21 protein-coding genes are annotated in these 24185 nt (G+C 70.5%); 12 read left to right on the top strand and 9 right to left on the bottom strand.

Annotated elements, in window-relative coordinates; all coding sequences use genetic code 11:
- Positions 1–12 precede the first annotated feature (12 nt).
- From ACFO0C_RS15610 to mnhG, 7 genes are read left to right on the top strand one after another with little or no spacing between them, the layout of a single operon-like run.
- Positions 13–498 (top strand): cation:proton antiporter regulatory subunit, encoded by a 486-nt coding sequence (locus ACFO0C_RS15610; protein WP_378067329.1) that lies wholly within the window; start codon positions 13–15, stop codon positions 496–498.
- Positions 492–3704: a hydrogen gas-evolving membrane-bound hydrogenase subunit E gene (mbhE, locus tag ACFO0C_RS15605; RefSeq protein ID WP_378067328.1), complete on the top strand. Its 3213-nt coding sequence runs from the start codon at positions 492–494 to the stop codon at positions 3702–3704. The genes ACFO0C_RS15610 and mbhE overlap by 7 nt, the downstream gene beginning before the upstream one ends.
- Positions 3701–4123, top strand: coding sequence for a Na(+)/H(+) antiporter subunit C (locus tag ACFO0C_RS15600; protein ID WP_378067327.1), 423 nt, complete (start codon positions 3701–3703; stop codon positions 4121–4123). The genes mbhE and ACFO0C_RS15600 overlap by 4 nt, the downstream gene beginning before the upstream one ends.
- Positions 4120–5607, top strand: a complete 1488-nt coding sequence (locus ACFO0C_RS15595; RefSeq protein WP_378067326.1) for a Na+/H+ antiporter subunit D — start codon at positions 4120–4122, stop codon at positions 5605–5607. The genes ACFO0C_RS15600 and ACFO0C_RS15595 overlap by 4 nt, the downstream gene beginning before the upstream one ends.
- The gene (locus ACFO0C_RS15590) at positions 5607–6158 is read left to right on the top strand and encodes a Na+/H+ antiporter subunit E (RefSeq protein ID WP_378067669.1); all 552 of its coding nucleotides are present in this window, start codon (positions 5607–5609) and stop codon (positions 6156–6158) included. Before ACFO0C_RS15595 ends, ACFO0C_RS15590 begins: the two co-directional genes overlap by 1 nt.
- Positions 6155–6649, top strand: coding sequence for a monovalent cation/H+ antiporter complex subunit F (locus tag ACFO0C_RS15585; protein WP_378067325.1), 495 nt, complete (start codon positions 6155–6157; stop codon positions 6647–6649). The genes ACFO0C_RS15590 and ACFO0C_RS15585 overlap by 4 nt, the downstream gene beginning before the upstream one ends.
- The gene (gene mnhG, locus ACFO0C_RS15580; RefSeq protein ID WP_378067324.1) at positions 6646–7008 is read left to right on the top strand and encodes a monovalent cation/H(+) antiporter subunit G; all 363 of its coding nucleotides are present in this window, start codon (positions 6646–6648) and stop codon (positions 7006–7008) included. Before ACFO0C_RS15585 ends, mnhG begins: the two co-directional genes overlap by 4 nt.
- A 301-nt stretch (positions 7009–7309) precedes the next feature.
- Here the strand turns inward: mnhG and ACFO0C_RS15575 are convergent, their stop codons facing one another.
- Together ACFO0C_RS15575 and ACFO0C_RS15570 are read right to left on the bottom strand one after the other, a co-directional pair.
- Positions 7310–9637: a putative bifunctional diguanylate cyclase/phosphodiesterase gene (locus ACFO0C_RS15575; RefSeq protein ID WP_378067323.1), complete on the bottom strand. Its 2328-nt coding sequence runs from the start codon at positions 9635–9637 to the stop codon at positions 7310–7312.
- A gap of 73 nt (positions 9638–9710) precedes the next feature.
- Complete coding sequence (locus ACFO0C_RS15570) at positions 9711–10064, bottom strand: hypothetical protein (RefSeq protein ID WP_378067322.1); 354 nt, start codon at positions 10062–10064, stop codon at positions 9711–9713.
- 56 nt (positions 10065–10120) lie between these two features.
- Here ACFO0C_RS15570 and ACFO0C_RS15565 point away from each other — a divergent pair, with 56 nt between their 5' ends.
- Positions 10121–11479, top strand: a complete 1359-nt coding sequence (locus ACFO0C_RS15565) for an esterase/lipase family protein (protein WP_378067321.1) — start codon at positions 10121–10123, stop codon at positions 11477–11479.
- 4 nt (positions 11480–11483) lie between these two features.
- On the top strand, positions 11484–14189 hold the full coding sequence (locus tag ACFO0C_RS15560) for a CHAT domain-containing protein (RefSeq protein ID WP_378067320.1): 2706 nt from the start codon (positions 11484–11486) through the stop codon (positions 14187–14189).
- 9 nt (positions 14190–14198) lie between these two features.
- Here the strand turns inward: ACFO0C_RS15560 and ACFO0C_RS15555 are convergent, their stop codons facing one another.
- Positions 14199–15293: a hypothetical protein gene (locus tag ACFO0C_RS15555; protein WP_378067319.1), complete on the bottom strand. Its 1095-nt coding sequence runs from the start codon at positions 15291–15293 to the stop codon at positions 14199–14201.
- A gap of 133 nt (positions 15294–15426) precedes the next feature.
- Here ACFO0C_RS15555 and ACFO0C_RS15550 point away from each other — a divergent pair, with 133 nt between their 5' ends.
- Positions 15427–15912, top strand: a complete 486-nt coding sequence (locus ACFO0C_RS15550; RefSeq protein WP_378067318.1) for a hypothetical protein — start codon at positions 15427–15429, stop codon at positions 15910–15912.
- Positions 15913–15973: 61 nt separating this feature from the next.
- On the opposite strand, the gene cysK is transcribed toward ACFO0C_RS15550, so the two are convergent.
- Both cysK and epsC read right to left on the bottom strand, forming a co-directional pair.
- Positions 15974–16894, bottom strand: a complete 921-nt coding sequence (cysK, locus tag ACFO0C_RS15545; RefSeq protein ID WP_378067317.1) for a cysteine synthase A — start codon at positions 16892–16894, stop codon at positions 15974–15976.
- Positions 16891–17442, bottom strand: a complete 552-nt coding sequence (gene epsC, locus ACFO0C_RS15540) for a serine O-acetyltransferase EpsC (RefSeq protein ID WP_378067316.1) — start codon at positions 17440–17442, stop codon at positions 16891–16893. Before epsC ends, cysK begins: the two co-directional genes overlap by 4 nt.
- A 423-nt stretch (positions 17443–17865) precedes the next feature.
- On the opposite strand from epsC, the gene ACFO0C_RS15535 reads away from it, so the two are divergent.
- A complete protein-coding gene (locus ACFO0C_RS15535) occupies positions 17866–18090 on the top strand; it encodes a hypothetical protein (RefSeq protein ID WP_378067315.1) in 225 nt (74 codons plus the stop codon).
- A 2-nt stretch (positions 18091–18092) separates the two neighbouring features.
- Here ACFO0C_RS15535 and ACFO0C_RS15530 read toward each other — a convergent pair whose 3' ends face one another.
- Positions 18093–18680, bottom strand: a complete 588-nt coding sequence (locus ACFO0C_RS15530; protein ID WP_378067314.1) for a TetR/AcrR family transcriptional regulator — start codon at positions 18678–18680, stop codon at positions 18093–18095.
- Between the two features lie 177 nt (positions 18681–18857).
- On the opposite strand from ACFO0C_RS15530, the gene ACFO0C_RS15525 reads away from it, so the two are divergent.
- Positions 18858–19247, top strand: coding sequence for a nuclear transport factor 2 family protein (locus tag ACFO0C_RS15525; protein ID WP_378067313.1), 390 nt, complete (start codon positions 18858–18860; stop codon positions 19245–19247).
- A gap of 70 nt (positions 19248–19317) precedes the next feature.
- Here the strand turns inward: ACFO0C_RS15525 and ACFO0C_RS15520 are convergent, their stop codons facing one another.
- The 3 genes from ACFO0C_RS15520 to ACFO0C_RS15510 form a co-directional block, all read right to left on the bottom strand.
- Complete coding sequence (locus ACFO0C_RS15520) at positions 19318–21642, bottom strand: putative bifunctional diguanylate cyclase/phosphodiesterase (protein WP_378067312.1); 2325 nt, start codon at positions 21640–21642, stop codon at positions 19318–19320.
- Between the two features lie 229 nt (positions 21643–21871).
- Positions 21872–23578, bottom strand: coding sequence for an acyl-CoA dehydrogenase family protein (locus ACFO0C_RS15515; RefSeq protein ID WP_378067311.1), 1707 nt, complete (start codon positions 23576–23578; stop codon positions 21872–21874).
- A 13-nt stretch (positions 23579–23591) separates the two neighbouring features.
- Positions 23592–24137 (bottom strand): PadR family transcriptional regulator, encoded by a 546-nt coding sequence (locus ACFO0C_RS15510; protein WP_378067310.1) that lies wholly within the window; start codon positions 24135–24137, stop codon positions 23592–23594.
- Positions 24138–24185: the final 48 nt, after the last annotated feature.

Below are 24185 nucleotides of genomic sequence, written 5' to 3'. Positions count from 1 at the left end.
GGAGGCGCCGCTATGACACTGGAACGGATCGGTCTGCCCGGAGTCGGCGTGTCCCACCTGCTCACCACACGCGATGGGAATCGCCTGGCCGTCGTGGTGCGGCCAGACGGGTGTCGTGACCTGGCGATCTACGACCCGGAGGAGCCGGATCGGGTGGCCGGCACGGTGCTGCTCTGCGCCGACGAGGCCCACCTGGTGGCCGACGTCCTGCACGCGACCGTCGTGCTCGATCACCTCGGCACGCCGGCACTGTCTGCCGACGGGATCACGGCAGGCGAGGCGCAGGCGGTCCGGATCCGGGTTCCCGCCGGTTCGGCGTGTGCGGACCGGTCGCTGGCCACCCCACACGGCGCCGACGTCGTCGCCGTGATCCGCGGGGCCCGGGTGCTCCCCCACCCGGACCCCGCACTCAAGCTCCAGGCCGACGATGTGCTGCTGGCGGTCGGCAGTTCGCCCGCGCTCGCCCGTCTGCACGACATGCTGGCCGAGCCGTGCTGATCCTGCTGGCCGCGCACCTGGTCGCCGCGATGCTGGCACCGGTGCTGGTCCGTTTCCTGGGTCCGCGCGCCTTCTACGTGCTGGCGACGGCGCCTCTGGCCGTCGTCGGCTGGGCGGTGACCAACCGCGAGGGCGCGTGGATCCATCAGTGGGTGCCTGATCTCGGGTTGAGTCTGGCGTTCCGGGTCGATGCGCTGTCCTGGCTCCTGGTCATGCTGGTCGGTGGGGTCGGCGCGCTGGTGCTCGCCTACTGCGCCCGCTACTTCACACCGGAGACGCCGGGGCTGGGCCGGTTCGCGGCGGTCTTCGTCGGTTTCGCCGGGGCGATGCTCGGTCTGGTGGCCAGCGACGACCTGCTGCTGATGTATGTGTTCTGGGAGCTGACGACGGTCTTCTCCTACCTGCTGATCGGGCACACCGGCACGGCCCGGCCCAACCGGCGGGCCGCGCTCCAGGCCCTGATCGTCACGACCACGGGTGGCCTGGCGATGCTCGTCGGGATCGTGATCCTGGGTCAGCACGCGGGTGGCTATAGCTGGTCGCAGGTGGCCGCGGCGATGCCGGATGGCCCGCTCCTGGTGGTCGCGGTGGTCCTGATCCTGTGCGGGGCGCTGTCGAAGTCGGCGATCTTCCCGGTGAGTTTCTGGCTGCCGGCGGCGATGGCCGCTCCGACGCCGGTCAGCGCCTATCTGCATGCGGCGGCGATGGTGAAGGCTGGGGTGTTCCTGATCGCCGGGTTCGCTCCGATGATCGTCGCGGCCGGTGGCACGGCGGCGTCGGTCTGGCAGGTCCTGGTCGTCGGGTTGGGCCTGGTCACGATGCTCCTGGGCGGCTGGGCGGCCCTCTTCCAGCACGATCTCAAACTTCTCCTGGCGTATGGGACGGTCAGCCAACTGGGTCTGCTGACGGCGGTCCTCGGTTTCGGGACGGCGGGCACGGCACTGGCCGGGGTGGCGATGCTGCTCGCGCATGCGCTGTTCAAGGCGTCGCTGTTCCTGGTGGTCGGCGTCATCGACAAGACGACCGGCACCCGTGACCTGCGCCGCCTTCAGGGCCTGGGCCGTCGGGCGCCGATGCTGGCGGTCGTCGCGGTCACGGCCGCGGCTTCGATGGCGGGCCTGCCCCCGGCGATCGGTTTCGTCGGCAAGGAGGCCGTCTTCGCCGCCCTGCTCGACGCCGGGACGGCCGGGCGCCTGACGCTGGCCGGTGTCGTGGCCGGTTCCATCCTGACCGTGGCCTACACGAAACGCTTCCTGTGGGGTGCCTTCGCCACCAAGGACACCCACGTGACTGTCGAGGCCGCCGCAGCCACGCACGGCCAAACACCATCATCGGAGGCCGCCAACGCCAACCCGGCGGCGCCCTGCGACGGCAAACCCGGCACCGACACGGCAGGGCGAGCGGCGGACGCCGACGGCAACCCAGGCATTGATGCACCCGGGCGAGCGGCGGACGCCGACGGCAACCCAGGCATTGATGCACCCGGGCGAGCGGCGGACGCCGACGGCAACCCAGGCATTGATGCAGCCAGGCGAGCAATAGACGCCGACGGCAAACCAGGCATTGATGCACCCGGGCGAGCGCTAGACGGTGACGGCAAGCCGGGCACCGATACAGCAGGGCAAGCGGCGGGCAGGGCGGGCCAAAGCGGTGAGCGCGCCGGGGTGCCGGCGACGCCGACGGTGCCCGCGCCGGCTGGGTTGTTGCTGTTCGCGCCCGCGGTGTTGGCGGTCGCCGGTGTGGTGGCGGGGTGTCTCGCCGACGTGGTCGAGGGGGTGCTTTCGCCGTACCACCAAGGGTTTGAAGGGGCCGGGGACGTCGCCCACCTGGCGCTGTGGCACGGGCTCGGTGTGCCGCTGCTGCTGTCCGTTCTTGCCGTCGCCGGTGGGCTGGCGCTGTTCCGGCTGATGCCGGCCGGAAAGGCCGGGCCGCGCCCCGGCGGCGGTGTGTACGAGCGTGTGATGACCGGGATGGATCGGATCGCCGTCGAGGTCACCGGGGCGACGCAGCGGGGTTCACTGCCGTTCTATCTGGCCGTGATCCTGATCGTGCTGATCGCCACCGCGGGTCCGGCGATGGTGGCCGGTTGGCCCGATCAGACGTCGTTCCGGGTGTGGGACACGCCGTTGCACCTGGTGCCGGTGGCCGTGTCGATCGCTGCGGCGGCGTTCGCGGTGCCGGCGCGACGGCGGCTGACCGCGGTGATCCTCGTCGGTGTGACGGGGTATGCGAACGCCGGGATCTTCCTCCTGCACGGAGCGCCCGACCTGGCGCTCACGCAGTTCCTGGTCGAGACGGTCACGCTGGTCATGGTGGTGCTGGTGCTGCGGCGGCTGCCGAGTCATTTCTCGCAGCGGCCGGGGTCGTGGCGGCGGCGGATCCGGGTCGGCATCGGTGTCGCGGTGGGCACCGTGATGGCCGGGGTGGGATATCTGGCTGTGTCGGCGCGGCAGGCGGTGCCGGTCTCGGAGGCCTATCCGGAGATGGTCGTGCCCTACGGCGGCGGCCACAACATCGTCAACGTGATCCTGGTCGACATCCGGGCCTGGGACACGATGGGTGAGGTCGCGGTGCTGGTCGCGGTGGCGACCGGTGTGGCGAGCCTGATCTTCCGGCGGGCGCAGCGGCTGAACCGGCGGGGGCCGGTGGAGACGCCGCCCGAGCCGCCGCACGACGAGCCGGTGTGGCTGATGGCGGGGCACACGCTGGAGGCCGGGCGCCGGTCCACGATGCTCGAGGTCGTCACGCGACTGCTGTTCCACATCATCGTGCTGCTGTCGGTGTATCTGCTGTTCACCGGGCACGACACGCCAGGCGGAGGTTTCACCGGTGGCCTGGTCGCGGGGCTAGCGCTGATCGTGCGCTACCTGGCCGGCGGGCGGTACGAGCTGGCGACCGCCGCGCCCGTCGACGCCGGGGCGGTGCTCGGGGCCGGGCTGCTGATCGCGGTCGGCAGTGGGGCGGCGGCCCTGGTCGCCGGCGGGGAGGTGCTGCAGAGCGCGGTGTTCGACCTGCATCTGCCGGTCTTCGGTGACTTGCATCTGGTCACGTCGACGGTGTTCGACATCGGTGTCTATCTGATCGTCGTCGGGCTGGTGCTGGACGTGCTGCGCAGTCTCGGCGCCGAGGTGGACCGGCATGCCCTGCCGGAGGCCACCGAAAAGGAGACCGAACACGAGAGACGGCCTCAGGAGGAGTTGGTATGAGACCGAGCATCGTGCTTTTGATCGCGGTGGGCGTGCTGTTCGCCGCCGGGACGACACTGCTTCTGGAACGGACACTGACACGGGTTCTGCTCGGCGTCATGTTGCTGGGCAACGGTGCCAACCTGCTGGTGCTTGCGGCCGCCGAGCCCGGGGCACCGCCGATCGTCGGGACCGTCGATCCGGCGGAGATGACCGATCCACTGCCTCAGGCGATGATCCTCACCGCCATCGTGATCACGCTCGGGATGACGGCGTTCCTGCTCGCCCTGGCCTATCGCAGCTGGCGGTTGAGCGGCCACGACGAGGTGCAGGACGACGCCGAGGACCGGCGGGTGCGTGAGCTCGCCGAGCGGGACGAGGGCTCGGACGCCGAGGACCTCGACGCGGACGAGACCGAGCCCGTGGAGGTCCGCGCATGACCTGGCTCGTGCCTCTTCCGGTGATCATGCCGCTGCTCGGGGCGGCGACGACACTGCTGATGTTCCGGCGGCCCCGGGTGCAGCGGGCGATCAGTGTGAGCGTGCTGACCGCCACTCTGGTGGTGTCCGCGGTCCTGCTGGTGCTGTCCGCGGACGGGCCACTGGTCGTGGCGGTCGGCGGCTGGCCCGTGCCGCTGGGGATCGTGCTCGTCGCCGATCAGCTCGCCACCCTGATGCTGGTCGTCTCCGCCGCGGTCACGTTGTGCGTGCTGCTCTACTCGATCGGGCAGGGAGGCGCGGACGGCGACGAGGAGCATCCGCTGTCCGTCTACCACCCGACCTATCTGATCCTCACCGCCGGCGTGACGAACGCGTTCCTCTCCGGTGACCTGTTCAATCTGTATGTGGGGTTCGAGATCCTTCTGGCGGCCAGCTATGTGCTGATCACGCTCGGCGGGACGGAGAACCGGATCCGTGCCGGGACGACATATGTCGTGGTGAGCCTGCTGTCGTCGGTCATCTTCCTGGCCGGGATCGGGCTGATCTACGCGGCGACCGGCACGCTCAACATGGCACAACTTGTCGGCCGGCTCGACGCGCTGCCGGATGGCGTGCGGATGGTGCTACAGGGGATGCTGCTGCTGGCCTTCGGGATCAAAGCGGCGATCTTCCCGCTCTCGGCGTGGCTGCCGGACAGCTACCCGACGGCGCCGGCCCCGGTCACGGCGGTGTTCGCGGGCCTGCTCACCAAGGTCGGGGTGTACGCGATCATCCGTACCGAGACGCTGCTCTTCCCCGGTGGGCGGGTCGCTGACCTGTTGATGGTGGCGGCCCTGTCCACGATGATGGTCGGGATCCTCGGAGCGGTCGCACAGTCGGATCTCAAGCGGTTGCTGTCGTTCACACTGGTCAGCCATATCGGCTATCTGCTGTTCGGGGTGGGTCTGGCCTCGCGGGCCGGGATCGCGGCGGCCGTCTTCTACACGCTGCATCACATCGTCGTGCAGACGACGTTGTTCCTAGTCGCGGGCCTGATCGAGCGGCGTGGGGGTAGTACCGCACTGGATCGGCTCGGTGGTCTGGCACGGACCGCCCCGGTACTGGCGATCCTGTTCTTCCTGCCGGCGCTCAACCTCGCCGGGATCCCACCGTTCTCCGGGTTCCTCGGCAAGCTCGGCCTCATCCAGGCCGGTGTCGACGACGGGGCCGCGCTGTCGTGGATGCTCGTCGCCGGATCGGCGCTGACCAGCCTGCTGACCCTGTATGCGCTGGCCCGGGTGTGGAATCTGGCGTTCTGGCGCACCCCGGTCTCGCCGGACGCGACGCCGCTGCGATCGCCACGGCTGATGGTCACTCCGACGGCCGCGCTGGTCGTGGCCGGTGTGGTGCTCACCGTGGCCGCCGGACCGCTGTATGCGTTGACCGACAACGTCGCCGGGGACCTGCTCGCCCGGACCCCGTATGTCGAGGCGGTGCTGCCGTGATGGATCGTGCCCGGGACAGGGTTCTCGCCGTCGTCGCTCTCACCGTGGTGTGGGTGCTGCTGTGGGGCGTGTTCTCCTGGTTCACCCTGCTCGGCGGGCTGCTCGTGTCGATGCTGGTGCTGGCGGTGTTCCCGCTGCCGCCGGTGACGTTCGCCGGGCGGCTGCGACCGGTCGGGCTCGCCCGGTTCGCGGTGCGGTTCATGACCGACCTGGTGGTGGCCAGTTTCCAGCTCGTGTGGACGGCGTTCGCCGGGCGGCGGGTGCCACGCAGTGCGGTTCTGGCGGTGCGGCTGGCCGTGCGCTCCGATCTGCATCTGACCCTGTGCGCGGAGGCTGTGTCCCTGGTGCCGGGGAGTTTGATCGTCGACACCGATCGGGCCGAGGGAGTCCTCTACATCCACGTGTTCGACGTGACCGGGGCGGCCGACATGGAGCGGTTCCGGCGGGATGTTCGCGAGCTCGAGGAGCGCATCGTCCGGGCGGTCGGTTCGGATGCCGAGATCAGCATGCTCGCCGCTGGTGCCGGTTCGATTCAGGAGGTAGCCCGATGAACGTGGTCGCCATCGTCGCCGCGGTGTTCCTGGCTGCAGCGGCCGGTATGGCCCTGGTCCGGATCATCCGCGGGCCGTCGACACTGGACCGGATCGTGGGCACCGATGTGCTGCTGGCGATCACCGTGTGCGCGATCGCCACCGAGGCCGCCTACAGCCGCGATGCCACTGGACTGCCGATCCTGCTCGGGTTGTCGCTGCTCGGCGCGGCCGGGTCGGTGGCGGTGGCCCGGTTCGCCGATCCGGCCGCCCGCCCGCGAGCGGTACCATCGCCGTCGGCCGTGGACTCGCCGCCACCATCGACCCCGCACTCACCATCGCCATCGACCCCGCACTCACCACCGCCATCGACCCCGCACTCACCACCGCCATCGACGCCGCACTCGCCACTGGCCGTGCACTCGGCGCCACAGCCTTCACCGGCGACATTGCCGGCATCAGCGGGATTCCCTTCGATGCACGCTGATGAGTCACCGGAGGCTCTCCGATGAGCGTCACCGCGGTTCTCGACGCGGTCGCCGGAGTCTGCCTGCTCGGCGGGGCACTCCTCAGCCTCGCGGCGGGAGTGGGGCTGCTGCGATTCCCCGATCTGCTGTCGCGGATGCATGCCGCGACGAAGCCGCAGGTTCTGGGCCTGTTGCTGATCCTGGCCGGCACCGCGATCCGTCTGGGCACGGCCGTCGACATCACGACGCTGGTGCTCGTAGGTGTGTTCCAGCTGGTCACGGCACCGGTGGCGGCACACATGGTGGGCCGGACCGCCTATCGCGCCCGGCTGTTCCGACGCGACCTCCTGCTCGCGGACGAGCTCGCCGACGATCGTGAGACCCGAGCGGCGGCACGCGAGTGAAGGGAGAGACGGGAGGGCCAGGAGAGACGGAGAGACGGGAGGGCCAGGAGAGACGGAGAGACGGGAGGGCCCGGAGGGCCAGGAGAGACGGGAAGACCGGAGAGACGGGAAGACCGGAGGGCCAGTGACCGGAGGGCCAGAGACCGGAGGGCCAGAGACCGGAGGGCCAGAGACCGGAGGGCCAGAGACCGGAGGGCCAGAGACCGGAGGGCCAGAGACCGGAGGGCCAGAGACCGGGAAGACCGGATATGGCCGCGGGATTGCCACGGGACCGTTCGGTGGGGCGTACGAAATCGAAAAATCAGACCGGCTGCGGCGCGGCAGCCATCCGGGCCCCGCATTCGGCCGGCGGAAGGGGTTTCGCCATGAAGTAGCCCTGGCCGTAGCGGTATCCCATGTCCCGGAGCCGTTCCAGCTGCGCCTGGCTCTCGATGCCCTCGGCCACGGCCCTGAGCTGCAAATACTCCACCAGCTGAGCGACCGCGGCGGCAACGGCGAGGCGGCCCCGGTCGGCGCCGTCGGCAATGCCGTCGACGAACGATTTGTCCAACTTGAGGACGTCGACGGGGAAGGCCCGCAGCAGGCTCAGCGAGGACTGCCCGGTCCCGAAGTCGTCGAGAGCCAGCCGGACGCCCATCTCGTGGAGGGCTTCCAGGGCTTCGGTGACCTGCGGCCCGTCGGCGACCGACGACTCGGTCACCTCGATGATCAGGTTGCGGGGCTGCAGGCCGGTCTCGCTGAGGATGGCGGCGACCTCGTCGACGAAGCCGGTCTCGCGCAGCTGGCGGACGGCAACGTTGACGTTCACCGCCTCGACCGCGTCGGTGCCGAGGGTGGCGTGCCATTCGGCGAGCTGGTTGCACGCCTCGCGGAGTACCCACACGCCGAGCGGCACGATGAGCCCGGAGCGTTCGGCGACGGGGATGAAGTCGGCCGGGGAGACGAAACCGCGATCCGGGTGCTGCCACCGGACGAGGGCTTCGCAGCCGTGCATCCGCCCGGTGACCAGGTCGTAAACCGGCTGGTAGAGCAGACGCAGCTGGCCACCGAGGATGGCGTCGTGGAGTTCACCGGCGAGGCGGGCGTGCGCGGTCATGTCCTGGCGCATGCGGGGTTCGAAACGCACCCAGGACGCCTTGCCGGATTCCTTGGCCGCGTAGAGGGCGATGTCGGCGTTGCGCAGTACTTCGTCGGCGGTTTCGCCGGCCTCGGCGACGGCGATGCCGACGCTGGCGTGCAGGAGGAACTGCTGCTCACCGGCGTGCACGGGCTGGCCGACGGTGGCCTGGAAGCGGGTGGCGGCGGCCTCGGCGACGGCGGGCCGGTCGGTGGGCAGCAGGATCGCGAACTCGTCGCCGCCGAGCCGGGCCACGCACTCGCCGGCGTTCCCGGTGACCGGATGGCCGGCGTTGTCCCGGAGACGCTCGGCGACCTGGCGCAGCAGCTGGTCGGCGGCGGCCGGCCCGAGAGTGTCGTTGACCATCTTGAAGTCGTCGATGTCGATGAACAGGGCGGTGGACGGCTGCCCGGCTTCGAGACGTTCGGTGAGTTCGACGAGGAAACCGGTGCGGTTGGCGAGACCGGTGAGGTTGTCGGTGAGGGCGAGGCGCTCGAGTTCGGCCTGCTGGGTGCGGATGCCGCGGAGGGCCCGGGTGTTCTCCCGGAGGCTGAGCAGCTGCCGGGCCACGATGATGGAGGCGATCAGGACGGCGCCGACGATGACGGCGCGGCCGCGCAGGTCGAGGTCGCGGGCCGACACGATGATGACCAGGACGGCGGTGACGGCGACCGACAGGAACTGCAGCGGGTCGGCGAAGGACCAGCGCAGATGCCGTGGTTCGATGTTGACGACCAGGCCCTGCCGGTAGGCGGCCAGGCACATGCCGAGGCCGACGAGCGGGTAGCCGAGGTAGGAGACGACGGTGACGCTGAGGTCGTTGCCGACCAGGAAGGCCAGCACGGTGGCCAGGCCGACGACCGGTTCGAAGGCGAGGATGCCGAGCGCGAGCGGGTCGACCCGCCCGTGTGGGCTCATCGCGGCCCGGCTGAAGATCACCAGGCCGAGGAGGCAGCAGATGCCGACGACGCCGACCGCGCTTCGGGCGGCGAGGGTGTCGCCGTCGGGCCGGGTGCTGTCCGGGAGGGTGCGCAGCACGATGTAGCCGAAGAAGACGGATCCGGCGACGATGACGGCCGCCCCGTCGAGCAGCAGCCGCACCCAGTCCAGGCGGGTCCGGGAGGTGATGGGAACGTGGCGGAAGGCGACCATGGCGAGGACCAGGCTGATCACGTTGGACGCGGCTTCGTAGGGCGGCATGTCGGCGTCGCCGCGGAACACCGCGATCGTGGCACACACCGTGCTGGCCATGAGGGCGGCCGCCGATCCGGCCCAGAGCCGCCAGAAGGCCGCAACCTGGGGCACCTTGGCGAGACGGCTGACCCGGTAACAGGCGATGGTGCCGCATGCCGTGATCACGAAACTACCGGCGAGGCCGTGCAGGGTGTCGTCGGGTTTACGCAGACACAGCCAGACGATCACGCCGACCAGAGCCACCAGGCTCAGGATCGGGGTTACGACCAGCACCCGGTCCCGTGGCGGCGGACCCGGGGTGACGTCGGATCCACGCATTGTCGGCCTCTCGCCCGTCGGCACCTTCCGGGTCCCAGATCGGCCGGAACCGGGCCAGGCTGAGGTGATGGCGTCACTCCTCGGGGAGCGCGGCCGGCACCGGCGGCATGCGTGTCGCCGTGATGATGTCCGCGCTGAGCCGGGTCAGCAACGTGATCAGGCCGAGTCCGAGCACACCGAAAAGGCCGATCCGCAGCGGTGTCGTGTCGTCGAGGAAGCCGGCGAGCACGCCCATCGCGGCGCCGATCCCGGCGATCAGGAAGGAGGCGACGATCAGGGAGTAGATCCGGACGCGGGGCTTGGTCCAGAAGAGGACACGGGTGCGGTCCTGACGGGTGAGGCGGTGGAGGTACTGCGAGTCCCACATGAGGGACAGCACCAGCACCCCGAGGACCTGGCTGAGGGTCGTGTAGAAGTCATCGTGCACCCCGCCATGCTAATCGGCGCTTGCGTCCACACTGGACTTCGCGGTTACGTTGTCCCATGGGCTTTCCGCACGTCGTGGTCTTCGTCCCGGGGATCGCCGGCAGTCGGCTGGTCACCCCGGCCGGCCCGATCTGGACCGGCAGCCCGGCGACCCTCGCGCGATCGGCGGCCGGGGCGCGGCGGCTGGCTCTCTCCGGCGACGGGCGCGCGGCCGAGCCGGGCGTCACCGCCGACGGTGTGCTGCTCGGCGCCGGTGTGCTTCCGGGGCTGGCCGGCGTCGACTTCTACGGCCGCTGCCTGCGCGAACTCACCTCCTCACTCGGGCTGGAGCCGGGCCGGAACCTGATCACGTTCCCGTACGACTGGCGTCTCGACAACCGGGTCAACGCCGGCCTGCTCGCCCGGCAGGCGCCCGGCTGGCTGGCGGACTGGCGCGCGACGGGCGGGCCGGACCACGCGCGGCTGGTCTTCGTCGCCCATTCGATGGGTGGCCTCGTGGCCCGGCACGCGATCGAGGTGCAGGGGCTGCGCGACCTGACCGCGGGCGTCGTCACGATCGGCACGCCACATCGCGGCGCGCCGAAGGCTCTGCGGGCCCTGACCGGTGGCCTGCCGGTGCTGCGTCTGTTCCCGGGCCTGCTGGAGCAGCTGCGGCGGATGCCGTCGGTGCACCAGCTGCTGCCGGTCTTCCCGTTCCTGACCAGGCCGGACCGCTACGCGCGGCTCACCGATCCGGAGGTCGTGCACGGTCTGGACGCCGGCCTGGTCCGCGACGGCGCCGCGTTCCTGCGGGAGATCGAGACGGCGGCGCGGGCGAACGCCGGCGAGGCGGGCCCGCTCGCGCATGCGATCGTCGGCGTCGATCAGGACACCGCACGGCTGCTGCATCTGCCGGACGGCGGCGGGCCCGCGTCACTCGCCGTCACCGCCGCGGGGGTACGGGACCCGCGCGGCGACGGCACGGTTCCGGAGGGTTCGGCGTACCCGATCGAGTGGGATGGTGCCCGGTCGGCGACGTGGGTGGCCGGCCGTCACCTGTCGCTGCCGGGCATGCGGGTCGTCCTCGACCAGCTGACCGGCTGGCTGTCGGCGATCGCCGAGCCACGACGTCTCGCCGCGTTCCGTGACGTGCACCGGGCCGGTTTCCCGCTGTCGCTGGACGCGCCGGAGGCGGTGCCGGCCGGTGCGCCGGTGGAGTTCGCCGTGACCGCGCCACGGGCCGGTCTGTGGAGCATCGAGGTGCTGGTGGAGGCGGTCGACGGCCCGGTGGAGGTGCGGGTGGTGGACCCGCCGGGCGGGCTGGTGATCCTGCCGGACGGTCTGCCGGAGGGGCTGCACCGGATCCGGGTGCGGACCGCTCACGCACCCGAGCAGGAGTTGTCCGATCTGCTCCCGGCCGTTCCCGCGGAGACGTGACGCGATGCCGCGCTGGTGGGACGAGATGCTGTTCGAGGGGCTGGTGGCGTCGGGTCTGCGGCACCTGCGGCGCGGCGACGCCGTGAAGGCCCGTCGCGACTGGCAGGCGGCCGCGACCCGGGCACACCTGACCAGCCAGGTGGTACGGCTGTCGCTGCTGCATCTGCAGGCCGGTGACCCCGCCTCGGCGGCTGACCTGCTCGCCGCCCTCCGCGACACCGACGTCACGTTGCTCCAGCTCAGAGTGGTGATGGAGCTCGCCCGCGGTGACACCGGTGCGGCCGAGCGGCTCGCCGCCGACGGTCTGGCCCTGGTGCCGCCGGACGGTTTCGCGGCGACCTGGTTCCACGTGGTCCTGGCCAAACTGGCCCTCGACCGTGGCCGGCCCGGTACGGCCCTGCTGGAGATCGACCGGATCGAGCTGGCCGAGCCCGACGACACCGACATCGAGGCCCGGATTCTGCTCCTGGACGCCGGTTCCACCATCGCCCGGGCGCTGTCCGCGGCCGGCTACCACGACATGGCCGCCGACATGGCCGACGACATGATCGCCGAGGCCGAGCGGATCGCCGCCGGGCCGGGCGAGTTCCCGCAGCTGCCGGGGGTCAGCACCACTCCGGCCGACCTGCTGCTCGACACGCTGCTGACCGGCGCGCGGATCCGCTACCGGGCCGATGACACGGCCGGCGCGATCCGGCTGCTGGATCGGGTCGACGCGGTCCTGGCCGAGTCCGGCGGCGCGGACCGCGGGCTGATCGGGCAGGCCGCCCACCTGCAGACGATGATCGCCGCGGCCGATCCGTCCATCGATCTGGACCGGCTGCGGGAGATGATCGACCTTCCGGTTCCGGGCGAGCGGGCGTACGGGTGGTCGCTCGCCGGCAGCAACGAGGCACAGCACTGGGCGCAGGAGCAGAACGCGCTGGCCCGCCGCGAGTACCGGGCCGGACTGACCGGCGAGGCGCTGGCCCGGGCGGGGCGGGCGTTGCCGGTGGCACGCCGGGCGTTCGGTGTCGACCATCCGATGGTGGCCGAGGTGCTCGCCGTGATCGCCGGGACGGCCGCGGCTCGCGGGGAACTCGACATCGCCCTGGACGCGGTCCGCCTCGCCGGTGACATCGAGTACCGGCAGATCGCCGGTCACGCCACCCTGCATGACAGCGAGCAGCTGCGCGTCGCCGTGGACCGGCATTTCCGCCGGTACAGCCTGTTCCTGGCGGTGTGTGTGGCGGCCTGCGAGGCCGGGTCCGCCGACGCCGCGGACGTGCTGTTCCAGACCGTTCTGCAGCGGCAGGGCCTGGAACTGGACGTGCTGCGCCGGGCCCGCCGCAACCGGCCGGCCGGTCCGCTCGCCGACGAGTTGCGCGAGGTGACCCGGGAGATCTCGGCGCTCAGCGTCGGCGGTGCGGAGCGGCCCCGCGAGGAGTACACGGCGCTGTTGTCGCGCAAGTGGCTGCTGGAGATGCGGATGGGCGCCGAGGCCGGGCCGGTCACCGCTCCGGCCACGGCTGATCTGCTGGCCGCGCTGCCGCCGGGCACCGCGTTGCTCCAGGTGCAGGTGTGGGTACGGGCCGACCTGTCCACCGGTGAGGCGGGCAGCGGCAACGGGGTGGAGTACCTGGGCCTGCTCGCCGTCGACAATACGGTCCGGGTGCTCCGGTTCGGACCGCACGGCGACGTGGACCGGCTGGTCACCCGGTTCCGGGCCGCGGTCGCCGCGGGGCGGGCCGATCCGCACGTCGCCGGTGATCTGGGGCATCGGCTGGCCGAGCCGCTGCGGACGGCGTGTGCCGGGGCGGCGGCGCTGCTGGTCGCCCCGGACGGTGCGCTCGGCCTGATCCCGTGGGACGTGCTGCCGGACGCGGCCGGGATCCCGCTCGGCGAACGGATGCGGGTCTCCTACCTGACGTCGGCCCGGGTGCTGCTGCGCGAAGCCGCTCCCGGGCCGGCCGGTGAGCCGCTGGTGGTCGCCGGCCCCGACTTCCACCCGGCGGATCACCCCGTCGAGCACCCCCCGGGGTGGCGCAGCCTGTCGGCACAGTTCCCGCAGGGCTTTCCGGAGCTTCCCGGCGCCGCCCGCGAGGGTGAGGAGGTCGCCCGGATACTCGGCACGCACGCCTGGACCGGCCCGGAGGCCACTCGCGATCGCGTCCTGCAGGCACGTTCACCCCGGATCCTGCACCTGGCCACGCACGGCTTCTACCTGGACGAGAACGACGCCGACCTGCGCCGATCGGTCTTCGCCCGGATCACCGGCGACGCGCACCGCAGCACCGACAGCCGGCTGATGTGGATGACTGCGCCCATGCCGATGCTGCGCTGCGGGCTGGCGCTGGCCGGCGCCGACGATCCCCGGTCACCGAACGACGGCGTGGTGACCGGCGAGGATCTGGCCGGGCTCGACCTCGATGCCACCGAGCTGGCGGTGCTGTCGGCCTGCGACACCGGCCTCGGCGACATCCGCGTCCAGGAGGGGGTGACCGGCCTGGTCTACGCGCTGTCGATCGCCGGCGCACGCGCGGTGGTGGTGAGCCTGTGGCGGGTGGACGACGAGGTGGGCCGCCGGTTGATGACCGGCTTCTACGAGCGTTTCGTCGCCTCCGGCGACGCCGCCGTCTCGTTGCACGAGGCCCGCCACGCCATCGCCGCCGACGACCCGGATCCGGCCCGGTGGTCGAGTTTCGTCCTGTACGACCACGTCCCGCGGTGACCGGCGCCGTTATCCGGCCAGCGCGGCCGCGGCGTCGTCGGCCAGCGCCCGGGCCGAGACGGTCGCCTGCTCCAAGGTTTCCCCCTGCACCACGACACGACTCAGGATGTCGCCCTTGGCCAGCAACAACGTGCACCGGCCGGCCCGATGCCCGGACTCCTCGCAGTAGAGCATCCGCCGGTCGACACCGGGCAGCTCGGCCAGACCGACCCGGCGGATCCCGCTGTACTCGACCCCGAAGTCGGAATACCGCTCGCACCCGAACCGGCCACCGACCTGATCGATCGCCTCGGTGGCGGTGATCCGCCCGTAGGCACCGACGAACTGCCGCACCTCGGCACCGGTGTCGACGTCGAACTCCTCCTCGCGCCACAGCCGTTCCTGCCCGAACGCCGCGACCAGCGCCCCGAACCCCGGCCCGTTGTCACACACGTGAGCCGCGATGTCCTCGCTGTCGGGCATGTCGAGCGTGACCGGCGTCAGCCAGTTGACGGCGGCGCGGTCGAGCAGCGCCGACTCGGCCCGCTCGGCCGCGCCGGAACGCATCGACTCGGCCGTCTGCCGCAGCGGGGTCTCGGCGTCACCGGCGCAGTCGGAGTGGGCCCGGATCTCCTCCGGCCCGGCCAGATCACCCATGTCGTCGAGGGGCCGGGTCAGATACCGCACCTGCCTCGGGTCGGTACCGGACGGGTAGGACGGCACCGCCGCGAGTTGCAGGGTGATCGATTTGCCGATCCCGGACCCGTACCCGTCGGCGTAGTCCACTGTCACCCGGAAGTCGTCGGGCAGACCGGGCGCTCTCGTGTCGTTCCCGGGCGGCGCGGTGACGTGACGGAACGGGCTCCCGTCGCCGATGACCACGAACTCGGCCGTCTCGGCCGCGGGATCCCTGGGCCCGGAGACCGACCACCAGGTGTACGGGGACTCGCCGATCTGCACCCCGGACAGTTTGTCGCCGGCGCAGAGCGGCGCGAACAGGTGGTAGTCGTCACCGATCCGCGCGACGCCGATCCGGTACTCCAGCCGCTCGGCGGAATCGTACGGGCACCCGGCGAGCATCAGCCCGGCGAGCACCGCGACGAACCCGGACAACGTCCTGCGCACGACACCCCCGCATCGATCGTGTGCTCGATCGTGTGCCATCACCGGGCGATGTAACCAGGTCGGCCGGGTCGTCGTAACCAAGGCGTTGCTTATGGGGTTGATCAAGATGAAGTTGATCTACTAGCTTCTCGGCGTGATCACCAAGCGCATCGCTACCGCCGCTCTCGCCGGCGTCTTCCTTGTCAGCCTGTCCGCCTGCTCCGAGGAGAAGGCCCCCGCCACCTCCGCGCAGCCGGCCGCGACCACCGCCAGCGCCGCCGCCCCGGCCGCCACCACCGAGGCTGCCGCCGCCGCGCCCTCCGACAAGGAGATCTGCGAGGGCGCCAACAAGGCGAGCGAGGCGATGAAGGACGCCATGACGACCATCTACCAGACGACCGGCGACCTCAAGCCGGCCGACCAGCAGACGATCCTGGCGGACATGGCCAAGCAGCTCGACAAGGCCGTCGGCACCAGCGAGACCGAGGTCGGCAAGGCCGTCAAGCTCATCGCGACGCAGGCCACCGAGGCCGCCGCGGCCAAGGACCCGACCGCCGCCCTCGACACCCCGGAGTCGACGAAGGCCGGCAAGGACCTCAACGCCGCCTGCAAGAAGGCCGGCGTCACCACCCAGTACTGATCTTCCACCCCACCCCCCCTGGACGGCCCGGCGTGCGACGCACGCCGGGCCGTCCGCACAATCAGGGTGCGGAGAACAGCGGCGTGCTCAGGTACCGCTCACCGGTGTCCGGCAGCACGACCACGATCGTCTTGCCGACATTCTCGGCGCGCCAAGCCAGCTCACGGGCGGCGTGCAGCGCCGCGCCGCTGGACACACCGGCAAGGATCCCTTCGGTACGGGCCAGCTGCCGCCCCGCCTCCCGAGCCTGCTCGACGGTCACCCGGACCACTTCGTCGTAGATGGTCGGGTCGAGGACCTCGGGCACGAACCCGGCGCCGATACCCTGGATGCCGTGCGGTCCCGACTCGCCACCGGACAGCACCGGCGACTCGTCCGGCTCGACCGCGTAGACCCGAAGCTCCGGCCGCTTCTCCTTGAGCACCTGACCGACACCGGTGAGAGTGCCGCCAGTGCCGACACCGCCGACGAACAGGTCGATCTGCCCGTCGGTGTCGTTCCAGATCTCCAGTGCGGTCGTACGGCGGTGCATGTCCGGGTTCGCCGGGTTGTCGAACTGCATCGGCAGCCAGGCCCGCTGCTCCTCGGCGATCTCCAGGGCTCGTTTGACAGCGCCCTTCATGCCCTCGGCCGCCGGAGTCAGGACAAGCTGTGCCCCGTACGCCAGAAGGAGCGCCCGCCGCTCCGCGCTCATGCTGTCCGGCATCGTCAGGGTGAGGCGGTAGCCTCGCGCGGCCGCCACCAGGGCCAGGCCGATGCCGGTGTTGCCGCTGGTGGCCTCGACGATCGCCGAGCCGGGGCGCAGTTCCTCGGTGGCCTCGGCGGCCTCGATCATGGCGAGGGCGATCCGGTCCTTGACACTGCCGCCCGGGTTGGCGGATTCGAGTTTGGCGACCAGCTTGGCCGGCAGTCCGGGTTCGAACCGGGTCAGCCGGACCATCGGTGTCCGGCCGATCAGCTCGGTGACGTCGTTGTAGATCATGGCCTCGCTCCAGAGTTGATGCCGGCGTTCGGTGTTGATGGAACAATCTCCGCGGCCGGGGCGCGCACCCGGGCCCCGGCCGGAATGTCCGTGACGACCAGCGCGAGAGCGCCGATCTCGGCGTCGTCGCCGATACTGACCGGGCCGAGGACGGTGGCGCCCACCCCGAGTGTGACCCGATCTCCCACTTCCGGGTGACGGCGGCTGCCCTTGGTGTCGCGCTGCCAGCCGCGCCCGCCAAGGGTGACCTGGTGATACATGGTGACGTCGTCGCCGATGCGGGCGGTCTCGCCGATCACCACCCCGGCGCCGTGGTCGACGAAGAAGCGCCGGCCGATCACCGCGCCCGGGTGGATCTCGATGCCGGTGAGGAACCGCATCACCTGCGACACGAACCGGGGCAGGAACGGGATGTGGGCGCGGTGCAGCAGGTGCGCGGCGCGATGGCCCCAGAGCGCCCAGAGGCCGGGATAGAGCAGCACCTCGGCCACCTTGATCCCGTACAGGGCGGGGTCACGCCGGCAGTAGGCGCGGATGTCTTCCAGCACGGAACTTTTCCTCGGGGAACGGGAGCGGAGAGCGGGCCCCACGGTGGCACACGCCGGATCCACTGAGTCGACGGCGGGGGCGTCAGTCGCGCTGGCTGGGACACCGCTCGTCGAAGACGCGCCGCACGTGTGAGCCCGCCATCGGCACGGCGAACCGGTAACCGGCCATCCGCTGCTGGGCATCCTGCTCACTCATGCCGGCAAGGTTATCCGATCATCACAGAGCCGTTCAGGGGCCGAAGGTCCCGGCCCGCCGGCCCGAACCGGCGGGACCTGTTGCCCTGACACCCGCGACCTGCGCCGCCCTAGCATCGGGGACGTGAACACGTCGGGGGCCGCGGTCGCCCTGCTCAGCGCGACACGGATCACGGTGGCCCTGGCGGTGCCTGTCATCGTGGTCCGCCCCGAGCTTTCGTCAAGACGATGATCCGCGAGCGCGGCTCCAGCGCGTACCGCCGGGCCTCGATCGGCTACCACCTGGCCGCACTGGCCGCTGCGACGACGATCAGCGCCTTCGCCGCGGCGGTCTTCGCGGCCCTGCTCGCTCGCGCCTGGCTGCTCCCCGGCCGTCCGATGACACCGAAGCAGGTCGGTCTCGTCGAGATAGCCGCCAGCCTCCTGATCCTGCTGACGGTCGGCGCAACCTGACGTCAACCCATTAATGCACGGACACCGTTCATGTACTGCTGGCGATCGATGCGGCCGAGCAGGATTCGCTGCAGGATGTAGCCCTGGACCAGCCCGAAGAAGGCGGCCCCGATGCCGACCGGGTCGGCGTCCGGCGGGATCTGGCCGGCGGCCTGGGCGCGCTGCGCGGTGAGCACCGCCCGTTCGCGGACACGGCCGTAGACCTCGGCGACCAGCGCCCCCACCTCCGGATCGTGGACGGCCTCCCCCCACACCTGGACGGCGATGCGCACCGTGCCGTCCTCCACCGCGGCCACGTCGATGAGTTCGAGGAGCCGGTCGAGGATCTCCGGGATCGACGGCATCGGGTCGAGCGCGAGCAACCCGTCGAGCACCCCGGTGACCGCGGTGATCTTCTCCCCCGCGATGGCCGTGATCAGCTCGTTCTTGCTCTTGAAGTACCGGTAGAACGCGCCGACCGACAGCCCCGCTTCCTTGATCACGTCCTGCATGGACGTCTGATGGAAACCGTTGCGCACGAAACACCGCGCGGCGGCGTCGAGAATCTGCTGGCGGCGGGCGGCGAGGTGGGCTTCCGAGACGCGAGGCACCCCAAAACCTTAATCATTGGGTACGGCCACCCGAAGCACCGTGGCTACACCGCGACGCAGGCGGCGGGTCCGGCCCGGCAAGGCGTCCCACGGGTGGATACGGTTGCCCGGAATTAGAACGCGTTCTAGTCTCAGCGGTATCGACGAGCCGATTGCGGCGGGACGGGGAGGCACCTGATGTCGACGGTTCGGGATCTGGCACGACAGTCACAGGCAGCGGCCGGCACGAAGGACCGCGAGACCTGGCTCGGCCTGTTCGCCGACGACGCCGTCGTCGAGGACCCGATCGGCCCGTCACCGCTCTGCCCCGACGGCCTCGGTCATCGCGGCGCCGAGGCCATCGCCGGCTTCTACGACACGGTGATCGGCCAGGTCGAGAAGATGCATTTCGCGATCGAGCGTTCCTACCTGTGCGGCGACGAGATAGCCGACGTCGGCACCATCCACCTCACCATGCCCGGCGGCCACACCGTCCAGGTCCACGGCGTCTTCACCTATCGCGGCAACGACGCCGGCAAGATCGCTGCCCTGCGCGCCTACTGGGAGTTCGACAGCGTGATGGCCTGACCTGCCGGATCGCCGGCGGGATCGCGCTGACCATCGGGCTGCCGAGGCGGTCAGGAGACCGGGCGCACGGTCACGGCGCGGCGGGCAGCGGAACCAGGCCCCGGACGCGGAGTTCACTGATCCGCTCCGGCGGAACAGGCCGTGAGTACAGGTAGCCCTGGCCGTACTCGTAACCGAGTCCGCGCAGCAGATCGCGCTGTTCCTCGGTTTCGATGCCCTCGGCCACCGACCCGAACTCCAGTGCCGCCGCCATCTGGCTGACCGCCGTCGCGACCGCCGCCTGCCGGCTGACCGTGGTGATCGACTCGACGAACGAGCGGTCCAGTTTCAGCGAGTTGACCGGGCAGGTGAGCAGCAGTCCGAGGGAGGACGCGGCGGTGCCGAAGTCGTCGAGGGCCAGCTTCACGCCGAGCGCCCGCAACGCGATCATCGTGGCGTGCGACTGCTCGTCGTCCAGGACGGCGGTCTCGGTGACCTCGATGACCAGGCTCCCGGCGGGCAGACCGGTCTCGGCGAGGACCGCGGCGACGTCGGCGACCAGGTTCGGGTCACGCAGTTGCGGCCCGGCCACATTGACGCCGACCTGCAGCGGGGCCTCCCCCGGGAACTCGGCCAGCCACGCGGCACCCTGGCGGCATGCCTGCCGCAGCGCCCACCGGCCGATCGCCACGATCTGGCCGGTGCGTTCGGCGACCGGGATGAAGTCGATCGGCGGCACCAGGCCGCGGGTCGGATGGTTCCAGCGGATCAGCGACTCGACACCGGTGAGCCGGCCGTCGGAGAGCCGCACGATCGGCTGGAAGAGCAGCATGAACTGCTCCTGCTCGACGGCCGCGTCCAGCTCCCGGATCAGCACCGCCTCGGCGCTGATCCGGGCGCCCATCTCGTCGGCGTAGGCGATCCACTGGCCCTTGCCGCGACGTTTCGCCTCGTACATGGCGATGTCGGCGTTGGCGAGCAGGGTCGACGGGTCGTCGCCGGGCCGGGCGCCGGTCAGGCCGATGCTGGCCCGGGTGATCAGGGTGTGCTGGAGCAGGACGATCGGCTCGGCGAGGCGGTGCAGGATCTGGGCGGCGACCGCCTCGGCGCCGGCACGGCCGATCCCGGGGAGCAGCACCGCGAACTCGTCGCCACCGAGCCGGCACACCAGGCCGTCGCCGAGCGCGCCGCGCAGCCGGGACGCGACGATCACCAGCAGCGCGTCACCGGCCGCGTGGCCCATCGTGTCGTTGACGGTCTTGAAGTCGTCCAGGTCGATGAGCAGCACCGACGAGTCGGTGGTGAGCAGGCGGGCCGTCTCCTCCCCGAAGTGGGTGCGGTTGGCGAGTCCGGTCAGGCCGTCGAAGGACGCCTGCTCGCGCAGCTGCACCTCCTGGACGCGCAGCTCACCGAGGGCCACGTCGAGGCGGCCGATCAGGTTCATGTTGTCGTGGAAGGCGACCAGCTGGCGACCGGCGACCAGGCAGGTGATCACGACGAGACCGACGGTGGCGCCGACCAGCTGCGACGACGCGGTGTCCGGCAGCATCAGGAAGAACACCACGAACGTGACGGCGACCATGCCGTACGGCAGCAGGCTGTAGGGGCGGCGTTTGGCGGTGTAGCGCGGGTCGCCGACGCGGACGACCACGATCTGGATCCACGGGCCGATGGCGATCAGGACGCTCGGCAGGAGGCGGATCGCGTACACGTACGCATGGTCAAGGGTTTGGAAATCGCCGGGCAGGAACGTGCTGACGCCCTGGACCATCGCGGCGGAAACCATCGGCCAGGCCGCCATCCGCGCCATCGGCGGATTGCGGATGAGCGCGACCTTGGTCGCGGAGAACGTCGCGACCAGCACCAATGCCGCGGTGACGCTCGCGTTGACCCGGTCGGTGCCGGCGCCGTCGAGGGGGTTGAAGGCGAAGCACCAGGCGACCACGCCGCCGCCGACGAGCACGGTGGTGGCGTCGAGCCAGAAGACGAACCGCTCGCGGGCGGTGCGCAGACCCTGCGGGAAGATCAGGCAGGCGACGACGTTGCTGGTCATCCCGATGGCGAAGAATACGGTTTGCACTGATCCTCCGGTGAGCGAGGGCTCACCGGACCGGATCAGAACCTGGAGGCAATGGTACGTGTCACCGACCGTGAACGATGCTCCGGCGAAACTGATCATCGACCAGAAGCGTCGATAGCGCACGTCGGCGAGTCGCCGCAGTCGCCATCCGCCGTACGCGAGCGCCGCGTCGAGCGGCACCTGGGCCGCCCAGTACACCTGCGCCTGCCGCACCGCATGGCCGTTGAGCAGGAAGAACAGCACGCATGCGCCCAGGGTGAACCCGATCAGCCCACGCAGCACCGGATCCCGGCGCAGGTGGTCCACCGGACGCCCGGCCGGTTGCGTGTCGGTCAACAGTCATCCCCTCCCATGGTGCTCCCCTGCTGTATCGGACAGCCGCACCGGGATCCGAGGACTCCTCAGGTAAACAGCTGATTAATCGGCCCGTCCGGGCCGCCCACCAGCCGATCGATCTCCACAGTGGATGGCGAGCCGTGGTTCGCGTCACGGAGGCTACTCCCGCCTGTTGCGGAACGCCATATCCGAGAGCGATCCACGACCCGCTTCTCCAGGGCACGCTCCGTCAGGGGCGCATCTCGTAGGCGCCGACCAGGCCCAGCACCTGCTGCCAGACGGCGGCGTCGCGGGACTCGTCGCCGACCGGCCGGCGGAGGTTGGCCAGCGCCCAGGCGGCCTGCTCGTCGGTGGTCGCGGTCTTGCCGTGCAGTTCGGTGGCGTAGGCGGAGAAGTCCCGTACCAGGATCGCGAAGATCTCGTCCAGCAGCACCCGGTCGACGCCGGTCAGCTCGGCCTGCTCCAGGATCAGCTGTCCGTAGACGATCAGCGCGAACAGGTGGCCGACCGACAGCAGGAAGTCGAGGTCCTTCTGCTGTGCCTCGGTCGGCGCGTGGTCGCGCAGCAGCGTGCAGAAGCCGTCGGCCTGCTCCCGGAACCGGGCCACGTTCGGCAGGCCGGCGTGCGTGTCGTACGCGGTCCGCCAGTCGTGGAACCGGATGGCGCCGAGCCCGCGCGCGGGACCCTGCCGGAACAGGAACTCGTCGTCGGCCGCGTCGTGGCGGGTCGGGACCGGCGCGTACTCCGCCGAGGGGTTGAAGAGGTAGTTGGGCATGAACTTGAGGATCAGGGCCAGGTTGACGTGCACCGTGCCCTCGAGTTTCGGCAGGCCACGGATGTCCATGGCGGCCTTGTCGAAGTAGGTGTCCGCCTCGAAGCCCTTGGCCGCGATCACGTCCCACATCAGGTCGACGACCTTCTCGCCCTCGGTGGTGACCTTCATCTTCGTCATCGGGTTGAACAGCAGATAACGACGGTCGTCGGGCCCGGCGCTACGGAAGTAGTCGACGGCGCGGTCACTGAAGAGCTTCATGGCGACGAGCCGGGCGTACGCGTCGGTCAGCTCCCGCCGCACGTGCGGGAAGTCGGTGACCGGCCGGCCGTAGAGCATCCGCCGGTGCGCGTGGGTGACCGCCTCGTACATGGCGTGCTCGCAGATCCCGATCGCGGCCGTGCACAGGTTGAACTTGCCCACGTTGACGGTGTTGAGTGCGGCATCGAACGCGGCCTTGCCGGTGTGCAGGACGTCCTGCGCACGGACCGGATAGTCGGTCAACTCGAACGTGCTCACGTACATCTGCTTGTTCACGACGTTCTTGATCAGGTGGTAGTTCTCGTGCCGGCTGTCGGCGGCGAAGAACACGTACCCGTCCGGCCCCTCGACGTCGGAGCGCCGGCCGAACACCGAGACCAGCCCGGCGACGTTGCCGTTGCCGATGTAGTACTTGGTGCCGCTGGCGGTGAATCCACCGTCCCCGGTCGGCGTGAGAATCATGTCGGTGGCGTAGATGTCGGCACCGTGACTGCGCTCGGACAGGGCGAACGCCATCACGTGCCCGTCGTCGAGCAGTTCGGCCGCGCGTTGCCGCTGGACCGGGTTGGCGCTCTGCCACACCGGCCCGAGACCGAGAACGGTCACCTGCCACGTGTACCAGTAGTCGAGCCCGTAGAAGCCGAGGATCTCGCTGAGCGCGGCGTTACGGGCGGTGTCCCAGCGCTTGTCGCCGCCACCGTCGGCCGAGGGTGTCAGGAACGTCGCGAACAGTCCCTCCTTCGCCGAGAACGCGAGGAAGTCGTCGTACCAGGCCCGGTCGATATAGCTCTTGACCAGCGCGTTCTTGCCGCGCTCCTCGAAGAAGTCGACGAGGGCACGCAGCAGCCGGCGACTTTCGGCGTCGAGGTGCGCGGGGTCGTAGGTGTTCGGGTTGAAGAGCACGGAACGTTCCTTTCTACAGTGCTCGGAGCGTGTCGAGGACGTCGTCGAGCCAGTCGAGCAGCATCCGCTCGTAGGCGATGCCACCGCGCAGCACCACATGCTGCAGGCGCTGCCCGGCGTCCAGCTTGTCAGGATCAGGAAAATCCCTTTTTTCACCATTCAGGTACGTGGTGAGCAGCGTCTCGTGCTCAGCGCGATACCGCTCCACCTCACCGATCAGCTCGGCGCGCCCGGCGTCGTCGGTGAACGCCGCGCCCCGGATCTTCACGGCCAGCTCGTGCCGCACCGCCTCCGGTTGCACCGGCGCCCGCAGCCACTCGACGAGGGCCGTCCGTCCCGGCGAGGCGACCGAGAAACGGCGCTTGTCGGGCCGCCCGTCCTGGCCGATCTCCTCGGCGGTGACCCAGCCGTCCGACTCCATGCGCTTGAGGACGCGGTAGATCTGCTGGTGGGTGGCGGTCCAGAACCGGCCGATCGAGCGCTCGAAGCGCCGGGCCAGCTCATATCCGGACCCGGGCTGCTCCAGCAGGGAGACCAGGATCGCGTGTTCCAGCGCCATGCCTCGCATCCTGCTATGCACATCGTTGCTGTGCAACTAGGTGCATAG

Origin of the sequence: Actinoplanes subglobosus (genome assembly GCF_042650585.1) — a bacterium.
In the GTDB taxonomy this organism is placed as follows: Bacteria; Actinomycetota; Actinomycetes; order Mycobacteriales; family Micromonosporaceae; genus Actinoplanes; species Actinoplanes subglobosus.
The sequence above is the reverse complement of the archived record's forward strand: the minus strand, read 5'-3'. Positions and strand labels throughout refer to the sequence as shown.

Bases quoted from the DNA above. Each gene is read 5' to 3' on its own strand.
- ACFO0C_RS15610 (WP_378067329.1), top strand. From the start codon at position 13: ATGACACTGGAACGGATCGGTCTGCCCGGAGTCGGCGTGTCCCACCTG.
- ACFO0C_RS15600 (WP_378067327.1), top strand. From the start codon at position 3,701: ATGAGACCGAGCATCGTGCTTTTGATCGCGGTGGGCGTGCTGTTCGCC.
- ACFO0C_RS15595 (WP_378067326.1), top strand. From the start codon at position 4,120: ATGACCTGGCTCGTGCCTCTTCCGGTGATCATGCCGCTGCTCGGGGCG.
- ACFO0C_RS15590 (WP_378067669.1), top strand. From the start codon at position 5,607: ATGGATCGTGCCCGGGACAGGGTTCTCGCCGTCGTCGCTCTCACCGTG.
- ACFO0C_RS15585 (WP_378067325.1), top strand. From the start codon at position 6,155: ATGAACGTGGTCGCCATCGTCGCCGCGGTGTTCCTGGCTGCAGCGGCC.
- mnhG (WP_378067324.1), top strand. From the start codon at position 6,646: ATGAGCGTCACCGCGGTTCTCGACGCGGTCGCCGGAGTCTGCCTGCTC.
- ACFO0C_RS15575 (WP_378067323.1), bottom strand. From the start codon at position 9,637: ATGCGTGGATCCGACGTCACCCCGGGTCCGCCGCCACGGGACCGGGTG.
- ACFO0C_RS15565 (WP_378067321.1), top strand. From the start codon at position 10,121: ATGGGCTTTCCGCACGTCGTGGTCTTCGTCCCGGGGATCGCCGGCAGT.
- ACFO0C_RS15560 (WP_378067320.1), top strand. From the start codon at position 11,484: ATGCCGCGCTGGTGGGACGAGATGCTGTTCGAGGGGCTGGTGGCGTCG.
- cysK (WP_378067317.1), bottom strand. From the start codon at position 16,894: ATGATCTACAACGACGTCACCGAGCTGATCGGCCGGACACCGATGGTC.
- ACFO0C_RS15535 (WP_378067315.1), top strand. From the start codon at position 17,866: ATGATCCGCGAGCGCGGCTCCAGCGCGTACCGCCGGGCCTCGATCGGC.
- ACFO0C_RS15525 (WP_378067313.1), top strand. From the start codon at position 18,858: ATGTCGACGGTTCGGGATCTGGCACGACAGTCACAGGCAGCGGCCGGC.
- ACFO0C_RS15510 (WP_378067310.1), bottom strand. From the start codon at position 24,137: ATGGCGCTGGAACACGCGATCCTGGTCTCCCTGCTGGAGCAGCCCGGG.